We start from the raw sequence: 15,915 nt of genomic DNA, 5'->3' as shown, positions 1-15,915 counted from the left end.
CCCAAGGAGCCCGCCATGCTGATTGTTGCCGACGAAAATATCCCGCTGCTCGACGCTTTTTTTGCCGGTTTCGGCGAGATTCGCCGCGTGCCTGGCCGCTCGATTGACCGTGCCTCGGTCGAACAGGCCGATGTGTTGCTGGTGCGTTCGGTAACCAACGTCAATCGTGCGCTGCTTGAGGGCAGCAAGGTGCGTTTTGTCGGCACCTGCACCATTGGCACCGATCACCTGGATCTGGATTACTTCAACGAGGCGGGCATCGTCTGGTCGAGCGCACCCGGTTGCAACGCCCGCGGCGTGGTCGATTACGTGCTGGGCAGTTTGATGACGCTGGCTGAAATCGAAGGCGTCGATCTGACGCGACGCACCTACGGCGTTATCGGCGCCGGTGAAGTGGGCGGTCGACTGATCCAGGTCTTGAAGGGCCTGGGCTGGAATGTGAAAGTCTGCGATCCGCCGCGTCAGGCTGCCGAGGGCGGTGATTACGTCAGCCTTGAAGAGGTGATCGAACAGTGCGATGTGATCAGTCTGCACACACCGCTGACCCGTAGCGGTGATGGCGCGACCTGGCATCTGTTTGATCAGCAACGTTTACAGCAACTCAAACCGGGCGCCTGGCTGATCAACGCGGCCCGTGGTCCGGTGGTGGATAACGTGGCCCTGCGCGAAGTGTTGTTGGAGCGTGAAGACCTGCAGGCCGTTCTGGATGTCTGGGAGGCCGAACCCGAAGTCGATGTGGCCCTGGCCGAACTCTGTGTACTGGCCACACCGCACATCGCCGGTTACAGCCTCGATGGCAAACAGCGCGGCACGGCGCAGATCTATCAGGCGTACTGTGAATTTATCGGTCAGCCCGCGAGCATCCAGCTCAGTGACCTGCTACCGGCACCGTGGTTGTCGGAAGTTTCCCTGCACGCCGAGAGCGATCCGGCCTGGGCGCTTGCGATGTTGTGCCGTGGCGTGTACGACCCGCGCCGCGATGATGCGGATTTTCGCCGCAGCCTTGTAGGTAATGTCGGCGAGCAGCGTGCGGCGTTTGATGTGTTGCGCAAGCAGTATCCGGTGCGGCGCGAGATTGAAGGGCTGAAGGTGCGGATTGAGGGGCATTCGCCGGCGTTGGCGAAGATCGTGGCGGCGCTGGGGGCGGTGGCCGTCTAGAAACCGGGTCGGCCCTTTCGCGAGCAGGCTCGCTCCCACAGGAGATCTTCAGAGGTCCATGTGGGAGCGAGCCTGCTCGCGAAGGCCGCGCTACAAATACCTGATCTGCAGACAGAAAAAACCCGGCCAAAGGGGCCGGGTCAGGAAGACGGTGGCTATATCACTCTTGTTCGGCAGGCTTGACCAATCGCTTCTCCAGTTCGCGGCAGGCGTCCTGGATCATGTCTTCAGTGATCGGTACTTCGCGCCCATCCTTATCGATAATCGAGCAACCCAGAGTCTGGCCGGGTTTGGTGCGGATCACTTCAATCTTGTCATCGCTGCTGTGTTGCAAGGACATGGCCTGTCTCCTCATCAGGTTGTACGCCTAAGTTAAAACCGCCACGTGACCGGGCTGTGACAACTCCCTGCGGTCTGTCGATGGTGGCAACTCCACTCCAACAGAAATGACCGCTCGTCTCAACCCGGCCATTAGACCAATAGCAACTATGGCCTAGTCTTTGGGGGCATATTTAACCTGACTCATTGTGATTTACAGAGTTCCGCCCCAAGAAGGTTTAGGCTAGCCCTTTCATCAACACGGATGTGTACCTGAATGACCCCGAAGCTTTCTTCCAGGCACCGGCGCGCCCTGCGTCTGACCAGCCGATTTCTGGCCCCTTACCGCTGGCAGGTCATCGGTGCGCTGCTGGCGTTGATCGTCACTGCTGCCGTCACGTTGTCGATGGGGCAGGGGATCAAATTGTTGGTCGACCGCGGCTTCATGACCCAGTCGCCGCATCAGCTCAACCAGAGTATCGGCATCTTCATGTTGATGGTGCTGGGCCTGGCGGTCGGCACGTTCGCGCGGTTTTACTGGGTGTCGTGGATCGGCGAGCGTTGCGTGGCCGATATTCGCCGCGAGGTGTTCAACCATCTGGTTTATCTGCACCCCGGCTTCTATGAGAACAACCGCAGTTCGGAGATCCAGTCGCGGCTGACCGCCGACACGACACTCCTGCAATCGGTGATCGGCTCATCGCTGTCGATGTTCCTGCGCAACCTGCTGATGGTCATCGGCGGTGTCATCCTGTTGTTCGTGACCAACGCGAAACTCACCAGCATCGTGGTGATTGCCTTACCGTTCGTGGTTGCGCCGATCCTGATTTTCGGCCGACGCGTGCGCAATCTGTCGCGTTTGAGCCAGGACCGGGTCGCCGATATCGGCAGCTATGTGTCGGAAACCCTTGGCCAGATCAAAACCGTGCAGGCCTACAACCACCAGGTCCAGGATGAGCGCCGTTTTGCGACAACGGTCGAGGACGCTTTCGACACGGCGCGCAAACGCATCTTCCAGCGCTCGTGGATGATCACCATGGTGATCGTGCTGGTGCTCGGCGCGGTGGCGGTGATGTTGTGGGTCGGCGGCATGGACGTGATCGCCGGACGCATCACCGGTGGCGAACTGGCGGCGTTTGTCTTTTACAGCCTGATTGTCGGCAGTGCCATTGGCACCTTGAGCGAGGTGATTGGCGAACTGCAGCGAGCAGCAGGGGCCGCTGAGCGCATCGCGGAACTGCTCGGTTCGGAAAACATCATCCAGCCACCCACCACCGGGCTGGTGACCTTGCCGCAGCGCGTGCGAGGCGAACTGCAATTGCAGGACGTGCGCTTTTCCTACCCCTCGCGTCCTGAAAGCTACGCGGTCAATGGCTTGAATCTGACCATTCGGGCTGGTGAGACACTGGCACTGGTCGGGCCGTCCGGCGCCGGTAAGTCCACGGTATATGACTTGCTGTTGCGTTTTTACGACCCGCTGGAGGGGCAGATCCTCATTGATGGTGTGCCGTTGACCCGTCTTGATCCGCTGGATTTGCGCCGCCATTTCGCTTTGGTGTCACAGTCGCCGGCGCTGTTTTTCGGCAGCGTTGAAGAGAATATTCGTTACGGTAACCCCGGGGCGACGCTGGCGCAGGTCAAGGAAGCCGCAAAGATTGCTCACGCCCACGATTTTATCGAAAACATGCCCAACGGTTACCAGACCCATCTCGGCGATGGTGGTCTCGGTCTTTCCGGTGGTCAGCGTCAGCGTCTGGCGATTGCCCGGGCGTTGCTGGTCGACGCACCGATCCTGCTGCTGGACGAAGCCACCAGCGCCCTCGATGCACAGAGCGAACACCTGATTCAGGAAGCGCTGCCGAGTCTGATGCAGAATCGCACTACCCTGGTGATCGCGCATCGACTGGCCACGGTGAAAAACGCTGACCGGATTGCGGTGATGGATCAGGGCAAACTTGTGGCCATTGGTACTCATCAGGAGTTGATTGCCAGCAATCCGCTGTATGCACGGTTGGCGGCGTTGCAGTTCAATGATGGAAAAGTCACGGCTGATCAACTCTGATGGGTATTGCTTGCATCGGGGGATGATCGGTCTATAGGCACCTGTAGGAGCTGCCGCAGGCTGCGATCTTTTGATCTAAAAATGCCCGCATGAAAATGCGGGCATTTTTATAAGCAGGATCAAAAGATCGCAGCCTGCGGCAGCTCCTACAGGTCATTGATCATCGAAGTAGCGTTCGTGCCAATCCACCAGCGGCTGTGGCGAGTTGAGTTTCTGGCCGTAGATCACCGAGTACGACAGTACGTTCTGCACGTACTGGCGGGTTTCGTCGAACGGGATACTTTCCACCCAGACGTCGAAACTCAGGTGATCGGCGCCACGCAGCCATTGGCGTACGCGACCGGGGCCTGCGTTGTAGGCAGCGGAGGCGAGGACGCGGTTGCCGTTGAACTGGCTGTGCACCTGGCTCAGGTAAGCGGCGCCGAGCTGGATGTTTTTGTCCGGATCGAGCACTTGCTGCGGCGAGGCCAGCGGGATGCTGAACTTGCGCGCGGTTTCCTTGGCGGTGCCGGGCATCAGCTGCATCAGGCCGCTGGCGCCGACGCCGGAGCGCGCGTCGTCCATGAAGGCGCTTTCCTGGCGGGTGATGGCAAACACCCAGCTCGAGTGCAGGCCGCGTACCTTGGCTTCACGCACGAGGGTGTCGCGGTGGGCCATCGGGAAACGAATATCCAGATCGTCCCAGTACTGCGCCTGACTGATGGTGCGGATCGCCGGGAAGTACCATTTCAGGTCATAAGCGAGTTTTGCCTGGGCAACCATCTCATCGCGGTTGAAATGGCGGCTGACGTGATACCACTCGCGGCGACCGTCGACGATCTGCCCGCGAGCATGGAATTCCAGCGCACGGCGGACGCCCGGGGTGTTGCGCACCTTGTTGATCAGCGCCTGGCTGAGCATCAATGGCTTGTTGTTCAGCGAGTACGGCGATTGCGAGCGGTCAGCGGCGAGGAAACCGTAGAAATCACGCTCGCGCGCGAGGTTTTTGTACAGGGTTTGCGCCTCGGGGTTCTGTGGCTGCGCCAGTTCCAGACTGCGCGCCTGCCAATAGCGCCAGCGGTTGGTGGTGGCGAGGTCTTGCGGCAGACGCTTGGTCAGTTGATAGGCGTCGTCCCAGCGAGCCAGACGCAACAGCAGGCGCAGGCGCCATTCGGAAACCGTGTTGTCACGCAGCTCGGGGTCATACTTGGTCATCACGTCCAGCGCGCGACTGTCGAAACGCCGGGCCAGGGTCAGGCCGATTTCCCGAGCGATCGCGACTTTCTCATCGCGGGAGAAATGCATGCTGCTGGCGTATCCGTCCAGCATTGCCATGGCCTTGTCCGGATCCTGACGGGCGAGGCGGCGCAGGCCGAGGCTGACCACGTCGGACATCGGTTCGTCGGCCGGGGTAAAGCGCGATGGCTGATTGAGCAGCTCCGGTTTTTGCGCCACATCAACCAACAAGCGACCGCGCGGGGCGAGGGTGGTCAGACCGTTGACCAGGCTGTTTGCCAGAGGATAGTTGCGCGCCTGAGCAGCGAGCTTGGTGCGCTCCCAGCGCTTCTGTTCAGTCAGTTGGCCATCAGCGGCCCAAATGCCGAACAACGCGTCACACGCGGCGGGTTGCGATTTACCGGTCAGCCAGAGCTTTTCGGCATTGGCATAACCTTCGGCTTTCTTGTCGTGGGTGATCTGGTATTGCGCGTTGAGGCAGTCCAGTTCGGTGAAGTTGAGTTTCGGATCGTAGTATTTGACGAAGGTTGCCCAGTCGCCACGGTCGGCGAGCCAGCGCAACCAGCGCAACTTCATCCAGTTGGCCTGGGGCAGGTCACCGTGCTCGGCGAGGAATTTTTCGATCTCCGCGTTGCTTGCGGTTTTCAGGCGCGCGGTCAGTTCGTCGTAGGCCAGGTACGGTTCCAGCGGATAATCGGCCAGCGCCTGACTGTAACGGAAATACGGGCCAGTATCGCCTTTGGCCAGCGCACGCTTGGCTTCATCGTAATACTGGCGTTGGGTGGACAGGTCCACCGCCTGGGCGGATTGAACGGCAGCGGCGGTAAGTAGCAAACAGGACAAAACACTGAAAAGGCGACTGCGCATGAGACATCCGGGCAGAGAAATCATGACAAGTGCCGACACGAATCAGCACTGAATTATCTGTAGCTTAGCCTTTTGCCAGCAAGCGGCGAAAGCTTTGCCGGCCTCGCAGCACAAGTTCGCAACAATTGTTGTGCAGAGTGCTTCGACAGACAAATTGCCGGCCTGCTGAAGCCCTAACTCAGGTAGAATGCGCGCCCGGTTTTTGGAGAAGCTCATGACCCTGCTCAAATTCAGCGATGTGTCCCTTGCGTTCGGCGCTATGCCGTTGTTGGACAAGGTGTCCTGGCAGATCGCCCGTGGTGAGCGGGTGTGCATCATCGGCCGCAACGGCACTGGCAAGTCCAGCATGATGAAACTGGTCAAGGGCGACCAGAAGCCCGATGACGGCTCGGTGTGGCGTGCCCCCGGTCTGAAAATCGGCGAATTGCCGCAAGAATTGCCAGTGGCCGACGATCGGACGGTGTTCGACGTGGTCGCTGAAGGCCTTGATGGCGTGGGCGCGTTGCTCGCCGAGTACCATCACCTCGCGCAGAACTGCGTCACTGAAGAAGACCTGAACAAGCTGATGCACGTTCAGCAAGATCTCGAGGCCCGTGATGGCTGGCGTTTGCAGACTCTGGTCGAAAGCACCTTGAGCCGCTTGCAACTGCCGGCCGACAAGACCCTCGCCCAGTTGTCCGGCGGCTGGCGTCGGCGCGTGCTGCTGGCGCAGGCGCTGGTGTCCGAACCGGATCTGCTGCTGCTCGACGAACCGACCAACCACCTGGACATCGGTGCGATTGCCTGGCTCGAAGAAGCACTGAAAGATTTCCAGGGCGCCGTGCTGTTCATCACGCACGACCGTTCCTTCCTGCAAAACCTCGCGACGCGCATTCTCGAACTGGATCGCGGCGGCCTGATCGACTGGAACGGCGACTACGCCAGCTTCCTCGTGCACAAAGAAGCCGCGCTGGCCGCTGAAGAAACCGCCAACGCGCTGTTCGACAAGAAACTGGCCCAGGAAGAAGTCTGGATCCGCCAGGGCATCAAGGCCCGTCGCACCCGTAACGAAGGTCGCGTCCGCGCCCTGAAAGCGTTGCGCGTCGAGCGTAGCGAGCGTCGTGAGCGCACTGGCAAGGCCAACATTCAGCTGGACACTGCCGACAAGTCGGGCAAGCAGGTGATGGTGCTCGAGAACGTGAGTTTCGCTCACCCGGGCGGCCCGTTCCTGATCAAGGATTTCTCGATGGTACTGACGCGCGGCGACCGGATTGGTCTGCTCGGCGCCAACGGTACCGGCAAGACCACCCTGCTGAAACTGATGCTCAGCGGTCTGCAACCGACCAGCGGCAAAGTGGAGGAGGGCACACGGATCGACGTGGCGTATTTCGACCAGTTGCGTCATCAGCTGGATCTGGAAAAAACCGTGATCGACAACGTCGCCGAAGGTCGCGACTTCATCGATATCGACGGTCAGAGCCGCCACGTTCTCAGCTACCTCGGTGACTTCCTGTTCAGCCCGCAGCGTGCCCGCACGCCGGTCAAGGCGCTGTCGGGTGGTGAGCGTGCACGTCTGTTGCTGGCCAAACTGTTCAGCAAACCGGCGAATCTGCTGGTGCTCGACGAACCGACCAACGACCTCGACGTGGAAACGCTGGAACTGCTCGAAGAAGTGCTGCTGACCTTCAACGGTACCGTGCTGATGGTCAGCCACGACCGGGCATTCCTCGACAACGTGGTGACCAGCACGCTGGTCTTCGAAGGCGAAGGCAAGGTGCGTGAGTACGTCGGTGGTTATCAGGACTGGATCCGTCAGGGCGGCTCGCCGCGTCTGCTGGGCGTGACTGAAAGCAAGTCGGGCAAGGCTGATCTGAATTCGGCGGTGGTCACTGCCGAGCCAGCAGTCGTTGCAGCGCCTGCCGCCGCAGCCCCGGCCGCAAAGAAGAAGTTGAGCTACAAGCTGCAACGCGAGCTGGAAGCGTTGCCGGGCGATATCGACGCCAAGGAACAGCAGATCGCTGCCGTGGAAGCTGAAATGGCTGACGCAGGTTTCTATCAGCGTCCTGCAGCTGATACGGCCAAGGTGATTGCTTCGCTGGAGCAGTTACAGGTTGAGCTGGATGCGTTGGTGGAGCGTTGGGCCGAGCTGGATGCCTGATTGATCCTGATGTGAAAAAGCCCGGCGTTCAGTGATGAACGCCGGGCTTTTCATATGTAAACGCAGCTCCCTTGTAGGAGTGAGCCTGCTCGCGATAGCGGTTTGGCATTCAACGGATTCGTCGACTGTCAGAACGCTATCGCGAGCAGGCTCACTCCTACATGGAACGGTGTTTCAACGTTTGACCAGGTGTACTGCCAATACATCGCATGGCGCGCCGTGCAGCACGTCGTTGGCGGTCGAGCCGAGCAGCAAGGCCAGGCCGTGACGACCATGACTGCCGACCACGATCAGATCGCACGCTTGTTCCTTGGCGAAATGATGGATTTCCTGGCGTGGCTGGCCATAAGTCAGGTGGCAGTTGGCGCCTTCGAGTTCGGAGTACTTGAGCTTCAAACGCTCCAGGCGCTCCTTGGCCTGATCAAACTGCTGTTGTTGCAGTTGTGACAGATCCATCGGCACGTCGCCGCCGAACGCCATGGCCATCGGTTCGACAATATGCACCAGCGACAGCTTGGCGCCATTGCTCACGGAAAGCTCGCGGGCGCGGTGGATCACAGGGTCGCACTCTTCGGTCAGATCTACAGCGACCAGGATGTGGTGGTAGGGCATGAGGTGCTCCTCGTGAGGTTTCAATATTGTTAAGTATGGCTGGTTTCAAGCGCATTGGTTCCAAAGTGACACAATGCGCTCACCGAGAATTGGGAATAGAGATATGACGGTCTGGTTAGTGGTGTCAATCCTGCTGGTGGTTTTAAGTCCGCTGGCGTGGTTGCGTCCATCGCGCGCGCAAAGCGGTCGAATCGCCCTGCGTATGGAGGCGCGGCGCATCGGCCTGGCCATGCAGCTGGCGCCTCAGGAATGGCCGCACTGGCTGGCGCAAGAGCCACCGAATCCTTGTGCGCAGTATCATCGGCCACGTCGGAGCAAGCAGCCTGTCTGCTGGACTTACTGGCAGAAATCGCCGGGTGTATGGGTCAATCAGTGGCAGGAAGTCTGCGAGGATCAAACGCTGCTCAATCATTTCGAAAAGTTGCCGGGCAATGTTTTCAAAGTCGAGGCGGACAAGCAGATGATCGCTCTGTATTGGGGCGAGAAGGGCGAAGCCACGGTTTTGCAGGATATCGACGCCACTCTGAAAGCGCTGGCATGACGCGCGGACTTTTCGCACTGCAACGGTGTGAAACGTCCGGCAGACGCGCAATAAAAAGCCCGACATGATTCATCGGGCGGGGTTGGCCAGGCAGGCCGGAAACTCTTTTCACGTTGACTCGGTCAGCGACATCTCCGTCTAGTCACTCCAGCGTAGCCCTTTAAACAATAGCTGCGGCGAATTAGGGCGACTTTTCTAACTATTGATTCTATGAATGACTTCACATGCAGATGCGTGTTGCGGGTCTTCGTCTTACAGAAATGACCGCAAAGTCGCTTTTCAACCCGTATTTTGGGCGATTGACAATTGTCGGAAATTCCGTGAAGGTGACGTACCCAAATCAAACGGGCGTATGAATTGAGCGTTTGTCTTACAGACTGCTCCTACAGAATCCCGACTATCGCGTTGGCGGGTGTGCCGGGTGGATTGGCGTTAGCATCGACGAAAAAGCGTCCTGCCGAGCCATTCGCCTGCGTCCGACGTGTACTGTTCAGCTTCCATATCGTGGAGATCAGTTGATGATTTACGAAGGTAAAGCCATCACGGTTAAAGCTCTTGAAAGTGGCATCGTCGAATTGAAATTCGACCTCAAGGGTGAGTCCGTCAACAAGTTCAACCGTCTAACCCTGAACGAACTGCGTCAGGCCGTAGACACCATCAAGGCAGATGCTTCGATCAAGGGCGTGATCGTCAGCAGTGGCAAGGACGTGTTCATCGTCGGCGCCGACATCACCGAATTTGTCGAGAACTTCAAGCTGCCGGATGCCGAGCTGGTTGCTGGCAATCTCGAAGCCAACAAGATCTTCAGCGATTTCGAAGACCTCAATGTTCCGACTGTAGCGGCCATCAATGGCATCGCTTTGGGCGGCGGTCTGGAAATGTGCCTGGCGGCTGACTATCGCGTCATGTCGACCAAAGCCAAGATCGGTCTGCCGGAAGTCAAACTGGGCATCTACCCAGGCTTCGGCGGTACGGTGCGCCTGCCGCGTCTGATCGGTGTCGACAACGCCATCGAATGGATTGCCGCCGGCAAGGAAAACCGCCCTGAAGACGCTCTGAAAGTCAGCGCCGTCGACGCCGTGGTTGCTCCAGAGAAACTGCAGGAAGCTGCCCTCGAACTGATCAAGCGCGCCATCTCCGGCGAGTTTGACTTCAAGGCCAAGCGTCAGCCAAAACTTGAAAAACTCAAGCTGAACGCCATTGAACAAATGATGGCTTTCGAAACCGCCAAAGGTTTCGTGGCAGGGCAAGCTGGCCCGAACTACCCGGCACCGGTTGAAGCGATCAAGACCATCCAGAAAGCCGCGAACTTCGGTCGTGACAAGGCGCTGGAAGTCGAAGCCGCCGGTTTCGTCAAACTGGCCAAGACCTCTGCCGCGCAGAGCTTGATCGGTCTGTTCCTGAACGATCAGGAGCTGAAGAAAAAGGCCAAGGCTTATGACGAAATCGCCAAAGACGTGAAGCAGGCCGCTGTACTCGGCGCCGGCATCATGGGTGGCGGTATCGCTTATCAGTCGGCCTCCAAAGGCACGCCGATCCTGATGAAGGACATCAACGAGCACGGTATCGAGCAGGGGCTGGCCGAAGCCGCCAAACTGCTGGTTGGCCGCGTTGATAAAGGCCGCATGACCGCGGCGAAAATGGCTGAAGTGCTCAACGCCATTCGTCCGACCCTGTCCTACGGCGACTTCGGTCACGTCGATCTGGTGGTCGAAGCTGTGGTCGAGAACCCGAAGGTCAAGCAAGCCGTACTGGCTGAAGTCGAAGGTCAGGTCAAAGAGGACACCATCCTCGCGTCCAACACCTCGACAATTTCTATCAGTTTGCTGGCCAAGGCCCTCAAGCGTCCGGAAAACTTCGTCGGTATGCACTTCTTCAACCCGGTGCACATGATGCCGCTGGTTGAAGTGATCCGTGGCGAGAAGTCGAGTGAGCTGGCGGTTGCCACCACCGTGGCCTACGCCAAGAAAATGGGCAAGAACCCGATCGTCGTCAACGACTGCCCGGGCTTCCTGGTCAACCGCGTCCTGTTCCCGTACTTCGGCGGTTTCGCCAAGCTGGTCAGCGCCGGTGTCGACTTCGTCCGTATCGACAAGGTCATGGAAAAATTCGGCTGGCCGATGGGCCCGGCATACCTGATGGACGTGGTCGGTATCGACACCGGTCACCATGGTCGTGACGTAATGGCTGAAGGCTTCCCGGATCGCATGAAGGATGACCGTCGTTCGGCCATCGACGTGCTGTACGAAGCCAAGCGCCTGGGTCAGAAGAACGGCAAGGGCTTCTACGCCTACGAGGCCGACAAGAAAGGCAAGCAGAAGAAAGTTGCCGATCCGTCGGTACTGGAAGTGCTCAAGCCGATCGTTTACGAGCAGCGCGAAGTCACTGACGAAGACATCATCAACTGGATGATGATCCCGCTGTGCCTGGAAACCGTGCGTTGCCTGGAAGACGGCATTGTTGAAACTGCCGCCGAAGCCGACATGGGTCTGGTCTACGGTATCGGTTTCCCTCCATTCCGTGGCGGTGCGCTGCGCTACATCGACTCGATCGGTGTTGCCGAGTTCGTTGCCCTGGCTGACCAGTACGCTGATTTGGGCGCGCTGTACCACCCGACCGCGAAACTGCGTGAAATGGCCAAAACCGGCCAACGGTTCTTCGGTTAAGCGTCCCAACTTTTGAGCGAGAGTGAAATTTTATGAGCTTGAATCCAAGAGACGTCGTGATTGTCGACTTCGGTCGTACTCCGATGGGCCGCTCCAAGGGCGGCATGCACCGCAACACCCGCGCCGAAGACATGTCGGCGCACCTGATCAGCAAATTGCTGGAGCGCAACGCCAAGGTCGATCCTGCTGAAGTCGAGGACGTGATCTGGGGCTGCGTCAACCAGACCCTGGAGCAGGGCTGGAACATCGCGCGCATGGCGTCGCTGATGACCCAGATCCCGCACACCTCGGCCGGTCAGACCGTCAGCCGTCTGTGTGGCTCGTCGATGAGTGCTTTGCACACTGCTGCGCAAGCGATCATGACCGGCAACGGTGACGTGTTCGTGGTTGGCGGCGTCGAGCATATGGGTCACGTGAGCATGATGCACGGTGTCGATCCGAACCCGCACATGTCGCTGTACGCGGCAAAAGCCTCGGGCATGATGGGCCTGACCGCTGAAATGCTCGGCAAAATGCACGGCATCACTCGCGAGCAGCAAGATGCTTTCGGCGTGCGTTCCCACCAGTTGGCCCACAAGGCTACTGTGGAAGGCAAGTTCAAAGACGAAATCATCCCGATGCAGGGCTACGACGAGAACGGTTTCCTGAAACTGTTCGACTACGACGAAACCATTCGTCCGGAAACCACCCTGGAAAGTCTGGCGGCCCTCAAGCCTGCCTTCAATCCAAAGGGCGGCACCGTGACTGCCGGTACTTCGTCGCAGATCACCGATGGTGCTTCGTGCATGATCGTGATGTCGGCGCAACGTGCACAGGATCTGGGTATCCAGCCAATGGCGGTTATCCGTTCGATGGCAGTGGCGGGTGTGGATCCGGCAATCATGGGCTATGGTCCAGTTCCGGCGACACAAAAAGCGCTGAAACGCGCGGGTCTTGGCATCAACGATATCGACTTCTTCGAGCTCAACGAAGCTTTCGCCGCACAGGCCCTGCCAGTGCTGAAAGATCTGAAAGTGCTCGACAAGATGAACGAGAAGGTTAACCTGCACGGCGGCGCGATCGCCCTGGGTCACCCGTTCGGTTGCTCCGGTGCCCGTATTTCCGGCACCTTGCTGAACGTGATGAAGCAGAATAGCGGCACCTTCGGGGTGGCCACTATGTGCATTGGTCTTGGCCAAGGCATCTCCACCGTCTTCGAACGCGTCTAAGCGTCTCGTTGATGGAAGCCGGGGCCAAGTGCCCCGGTTTTTGTTTTTGTGGATTTATTTTGTTTTTATTTTGAAAAAATTTGAGTGAGCGCCAACACATGCCGATACAACCTGGGCTCTACCAACATTACAAAGGTCCGCAGTACCGCGTATTCAGTGTGGCGCGGCATTCAGAGACCGAAGAAGAAGTGGTGTTTTACCAAGCCCTGTATGGGGAATACGGCTTTTGGGTGCGCCCTCTGAGCATGTTCCTCGAGTCAGTCGAGGTTGACGGCGAGCAGGTGCCACGCTTTGCTTTGGTGCAAGCCGAGCCAAGCCTTTTTTCCAAGGCATAAGGCGAGTGCGCACAGAACCCTGTGCTTGACCTCACCTTGTATCAACTATATATAGCGGTGCCGCGTCAGGCGCCAACCGCCTTTCACTTCTAGAATTCAGGAATTTTCTGATCCATGGGCAAATCGCTGGTCATTGTGGAATCCCCGGCTAAGGCCAAGACCATCAACAAGTATCTGGGTAACCAATACGTGGTGAAGTCGAGTATCGGCCATATCCGAGACCTGCCCACCAGCGGTTCGGCTAGCGCCAGCAAAGAGCCAGCCGCCAAGCGCGGCAAGGCTGCTGCGGGCGAAGGTCCGGTGCTCTCGCCGAAAGAGAAAGCGCGCAAGCAACTGGTCTCGCGTATGGGTGTCGATCCCGATCATGGCTGGAAAGCCAAGTACGAGATCCTCCCGGGCAAAGAGAAGGTCATCGAAGAGCTGCGCCGGCTCGCCAAAGATGCTGACACCATCTATCTCGCAACCGACTTGGATCGCGAGGGGGAAGCCATTGCCTGGCACCTGCGCGAAGCCATCGGTGGTGACGACAGCCGTTACAAGCGCGTGGTGTTCAACGAGATCACCAAGAAGGCGATTCAGGAAGCGTTCTCCAAGCCGGGCGAGCTGGACATTGATCGTGTCAACGCTCAACAGGCACGTCGTTTCCTTGACCGCGTTGTCGGTTACATGGTCTCGCCGCTGCTTTGGGCGAAGATTGCCCGTGGCCTGTCCGCCGGTCGCGTGCAATCGGTAGCCGTAAAGCTGGTCGTTGAGCGTGAGCGCGAAATTCGTGCGTTCAACCCGGAAGAGTACTGGGAAGTGCATGCCGATCTCGGCACCGCCAAAGGCTCGACCGTGCGTTTCGAAGTGGCTCGCGAAAAAGGCGAAGCCTTCAAGCCGCTCAACGAAGCCCAGGCCACGGCCGCGCTGGAGAAGCTCAAGGCTTCCAGCTACAGCATCGTCAAACGCGAAGACAAGCCGACCAGCAGCAAGCCTTCGGCTCCGTTCATCACCTCGACTCTGCAACAGGCTGCAAGTAACCGCCTGGGCTTCGGTGTGAAGAAAACCATGATGATGGCCCAGCGTCTGTACGAAGCCGGCTACATCACCTATATGCGTACCGACTCGACCAACCTCTCGGCCGATGCCGTGACGATGGCGCGTGCCTATATCGAAGACGAGTTCGGCAAGAAGTACCTGCCGGAAACGCCGAACGTCTACAGCAGCAAGGAAGGCGCACAAGAGGCTCACGAAGCGATTCGTCCTTCTGACGCCAACACTATTCCAAGTAAGCTGGCGGGCATGGAGCGTGACGCTGAACGGCTCTACGAGCTGATCTGGCGCCAGTTCCTCGCTTGCCAGATGCTGCCGGCGCAATACCTGTCCACCACTGTCAGCGTCGGTGCTGGCGATTTCGAGCTGCGTGCCAAAGGCCGTATCCTCAAGTTCGACGGTTACACCCGCGTCATGCCGCAGATTGCCAAGCCGGGCGATGACGACGTTCTGCCTGATATGGCGCAGGGCGACGTGATGAAGCTGATCAAGCTCGATCCGTCCCAGCACTTCACCAAACCGCCGGCCCGTTACTCGGAAGCCAGCCTGGTGAAAGAAATGGAAAAACGCGGTATTGGTCGTCCTTCGACTTATGCAGCGATCATTTCGACCATTCAGGATCGCGGTTACGTGACCCTGCATAACCGTCGTTTCTATTCGGAAAAGATGGGCGATATCGTTACCGAGCGTCTCTCTGAAAGCTTCTCGAACCTGATGGACTACGGCTTCACCGCCGGCATGGAAGAGAATCTCGATGATGTGGCGCAGGGCGAGCGCGACTGGAAAAGCGTGCTGGACGAGTTCTACGGCGACTTCAAAAAGAAACTCGAAGTTGCGGAGAATCCGGACAACGGCATGCGTGCCAACCAGCCGGTGATGACTGACATTCCGTGCACCACCTGTGGTCGTCCGATGCAGATTCGTACCGCATCGACCGGCGTGTTCCTTGGTTGCTCGGGTTACAGCCTGCCACCGAAAGAGCGCTGCAAGGCCACCGTCAACCTGGTGCCGGGCGATGAAATCGCTGCGGACGACGAAGGTGAATCGGAATCTTTGGTACTGCGTGGCAAGCATCGTTGCCCGATCTGTAGCACGGCGATGGACGCTTACCTGCTCGACGAGAAGCGCAAGCTGCACATCTGCGGTAACAACCCGGATTGCGCGGGCTACGAAATCGAAGAGGGCAGCTATCGCATCAAGGGCTATGAAGGTCCGAGTCTGGAGTGCGATAAGTGCGGCAGTGAGATGCAACTCAAGACCGGTCGTTTCGGCAAGTTTTTCGGTTGCACCAATCCGACCTGCAAGAACACTCGCAAGCTGCTGAAGAGTGGTGACGCAGCGCCGCCGAAGATGGATCCGGTGAAGATGCCCGAGCTGAAATGCGAAAAGGTCAACGACACCTACATCCTGCGCGACGGAGCATCTGGTTTGTTCCTCGCGGCCAGTCAGTTCCCGAAAAACCGCGAGACACGTGCTCCGTTGGTGATCGAGATTCTGCCGCACAAGGACGAGATTGATCCGAAGTATCACTTCCTGTGCGAAGCACCGCAGAAGGATCCTGATGGTCTGCCTGCGGTCATCCGCTACAGCCGCAAGACCAAGGAGCAATACGTGCAGACCGAAGTCGATGGCAAACCTACCGGTTGGAAGGCTTATTACGACGGCGGCAAGTGGACGGTTGAAGACAAGCGTACGAAGGCCAAAGCTGAGTAAGCATTAGCCTGATACTGAAAGGCCGCATGAACACCCTCGGGTTTTCATGCG

11 protein-coding genes are annotated in these 15,915 nt (G+C 58.5%); 8 read left to right on the top strand and 3 right to left on the bottom strand.

Going from position 1 to position 15,915, the window contains the following annotated elements; translation table 11 throughout:
• Positions 1–15 precede the first annotated feature (15 nt).
• Positions 16–1,158 carry a 4-phosphoerythronate dehydrogenase PdxB gene (pdxB, locus tag AK821_RS26175; RefSeq protein WP_064392839.1) on the top strand — a complete coding sequence of 381 codons (1,143 nt, stop codon included), beginning with the start codon at positions 16–18 and terminating at the stop codon, positions 1,156–1,158.
• 160 nt (positions 1,159–1,318) lie between these two features.
• Here pdxB and AK821_RS26170 read toward each other — a convergent pair whose 3' ends face one another.
• Positions 1,319–1,498, bottom strand: coding sequence for a PA1571 family protein (locus tag AK821_RS26170; RefSeq protein WP_064117840.1), 180 nt, complete (start codon positions 1,496–1,498; stop codon positions 1,319–1,321).
• A gap of 255 nt (positions 1,499–1,753) precedes the next feature.
• Between AK821_RS26170 and AK821_RS26165 the strand changes: the two genes are divergently transcribed.
• Entirely contained in the window at positions 1,754–3,538 is a 1,785-nt protein-coding gene (locus tag AK821_RS26165) for an ABC transporter transmembrane domain-containing protein (RefSeq protein WP_064392838.1), read from the top strand.
• 153 nt (positions 3,539–3,691) lie between these two features.
• Here the strand turns inward: AK821_RS26165 and AK821_RS26160 are convergent, their stop codons facing one another.
• Positions 3,692–5,620 (bottom strand): transglycosylase SLT domain-containing protein, encoded by a 1,929-nt coding sequence (locus tag AK821_RS26160; RefSeq protein WP_064392837.1) that lies wholly within the window; start codon positions 5,618–5,620, stop codon positions 3,692–3,694.
• A 214-nt stretch (positions 5,621–5,834) separates the two neighbouring features.
• On the opposite strand from AK821_RS26160, the gene AK821_RS26155 reads away from it, so the two are divergent.
• Complete coding sequence (locus AK821_RS26155; RefSeq protein ID WP_064392836.1) at positions 5,835–7,757, top strand: ATP-binding cassette domain-containing protein; 1,923 nt, start codon at positions 5,835–5,837, stop codon at positions 7,755–7,757.
• A gap of 174 nt (positions 7,758–7,931) precedes the next feature.
• Here the strand turns inward: AK821_RS26155 and AK821_RS26150 are convergent, their stop codons facing one another.
• The gene (locus AK821_RS26150; protein ID WP_007910454.1) at positions 7,932–8,369 is read right to left on the bottom strand and encodes a universal stress protein; all 438 of its coding nucleotides are present in this window, start codon (positions 8,367–8,369) and stop codon (positions 7,932–7,934) included.
• A 103-nt stretch (positions 8,370–8,472) separates the two neighbouring features.
• On the opposite strand from AK821_RS26150, the gene AK821_RS26145 reads away from it, so the two are divergent.
• The 5 genes from AK821_RS26145 (at position 8,473) to topA (ending at position 15,864) form a co-directional block, all read left to right on the top strand.
• Entirely contained in the window at positions 8,473–8,910 is a 438-nt protein-coding gene (locus AK821_RS26145; RefSeq protein ID WP_064392835.1) for a hypothetical protein, read from the top strand.
• 518 nt (positions 8,911–9,428) lie between these two features.
• Positions 9,429–11,576 (top strand): fatty acid oxidation complex subunit alpha FadB, encoded by a 2,148-nt coding sequence (fadB, locus tag AK821_RS26140; protein ID WP_064392834.1) that lies wholly within the window; start codon positions 9,429–9,431, stop codon positions 11,574–11,576.
• Positions 11,577–11,608: 32 nt separating this feature from the next.
• Complete coding sequence (gene fadA, locus AK821_RS26135; RefSeq protein WP_007910465.1) at positions 11,609–12,784, top strand: acetyl-CoA C-acyltransferase FadA; 1,176 nt, start codon at positions 11,609–11,611, stop codon at positions 12,782–12,784.
• 98 nt (positions 12,785–12,882) lie between these two features.
• Positions 12,883–13,119, top strand: a complete 237-nt coding sequence (locus tag AK821_RS26130) for a DUF1653 domain-containing protein (protein ID WP_064392833.1) — start codon at positions 12,883–12,885, stop codon at positions 13,117–13,119.
• A gap of 114 nt (positions 13,120–13,233) precedes the next feature.
• Positions 13,234–15,864: a type I DNA topoisomerase gene (gene topA, locus AK821_RS26125; RefSeq protein WP_064392832.1), complete on the top strand. Its 2,631-nt coding sequence runs from the start codon at positions 13,234–13,236 to the stop codon at positions 15,862–15,864.
• The last annotated feature ends 51 nt before the right edge of the window (positions 15,865–15,915 follow it).

The organism is Pseudomonas sp. RIT-PI-r (assembly GCF_001297015.1).
GTDB lineage: Bacteria > Pseudomonadota > Gammaproteobacteria > Pseudomonadales > Pseudomonadaceae > Aquipseudomonas.
Note: the sequence above shows the minus strand (reverse complement) of the source record. Positions and strands in the feature narration are given on the sequence as shown.

Excerpts from the sequence above, each read along its gene's own strand:
- AK821_RS26150 (WP_007910454.1), bottom strand. The coding sequence starts at position 8,369 with ATGCCCTACCACCACATCCTGGTCGCTGTAGATCTGACCGAAGAGTGC.
- AK821_RS26130 (WP_064392833.1), top strand. The coding sequence starts at position 12,883 with ATGCCGATACAACCTGGGCTCTACCAACATTACAAAGGTCCGCAGTAC.
- AK821_RS26165 (WP_064392838.1), top strand. The coding sequence starts at position 1,754 with ATGACCCCGAAGCTTTCTTCCAGGCACCGGCGCGCCCTGCGTCTGACC.
- pdxB (WP_064392839.1), top strand. The coding sequence starts at position 16 with ATGCTGATTGTTGCCGACGAAAATATCCCGCTGCTCGACGCTTTTTTT.
- AK821_RS26170 (WP_064117840.1), bottom strand. The coding sequence starts at position 1,498 with ATGTCCTTGCAACACAGCAGCGATGACAAGATTGAAGTGATCCGCACC.
- fadB (WP_064392834.1), top strand. The coding sequence starts at position 9,429 with ATGATTTACGAAGGTAAAGCCATCACGGTTAAAGCTCTTGAAAGTGGC.
- AK821_RS26155 (WP_064392836.1), top strand. The coding sequence starts at position 5,835 with ATGACCCTGCTCAAATTCAGCGATGTGTCCCTTGCGTTCGGCGCTATG.
- AK821_RS26160 (WP_064392837.1), bottom strand. The coding sequence starts at position 5,620 with ATGCGCAGTCGCCTTTTCAGTGTTTTGTCCTGTTTGCTACTTACCGCC.
- topA (WP_064392832.1), top strand. The coding sequence starts at position 13,234 with ATGGGCAAATCGCTGGTCATTGTGGAATCCCCGGCTAAGGCCAAGACC.
- fadA (WP_007910465.1), top strand. The coding sequence starts at position 11,609 with ATGAGCTTGAATCCAAGAGACGTCGTGATTGTCGACTTCGGTCGTACT.
- AK821_RS26145 (WP_064392835.1), top strand. The coding sequence starts at position 8,473 with ATGACGGTCTGGTTAGTGGTGTCAATCCTGCTGGTGGTTTTAAGTCCG.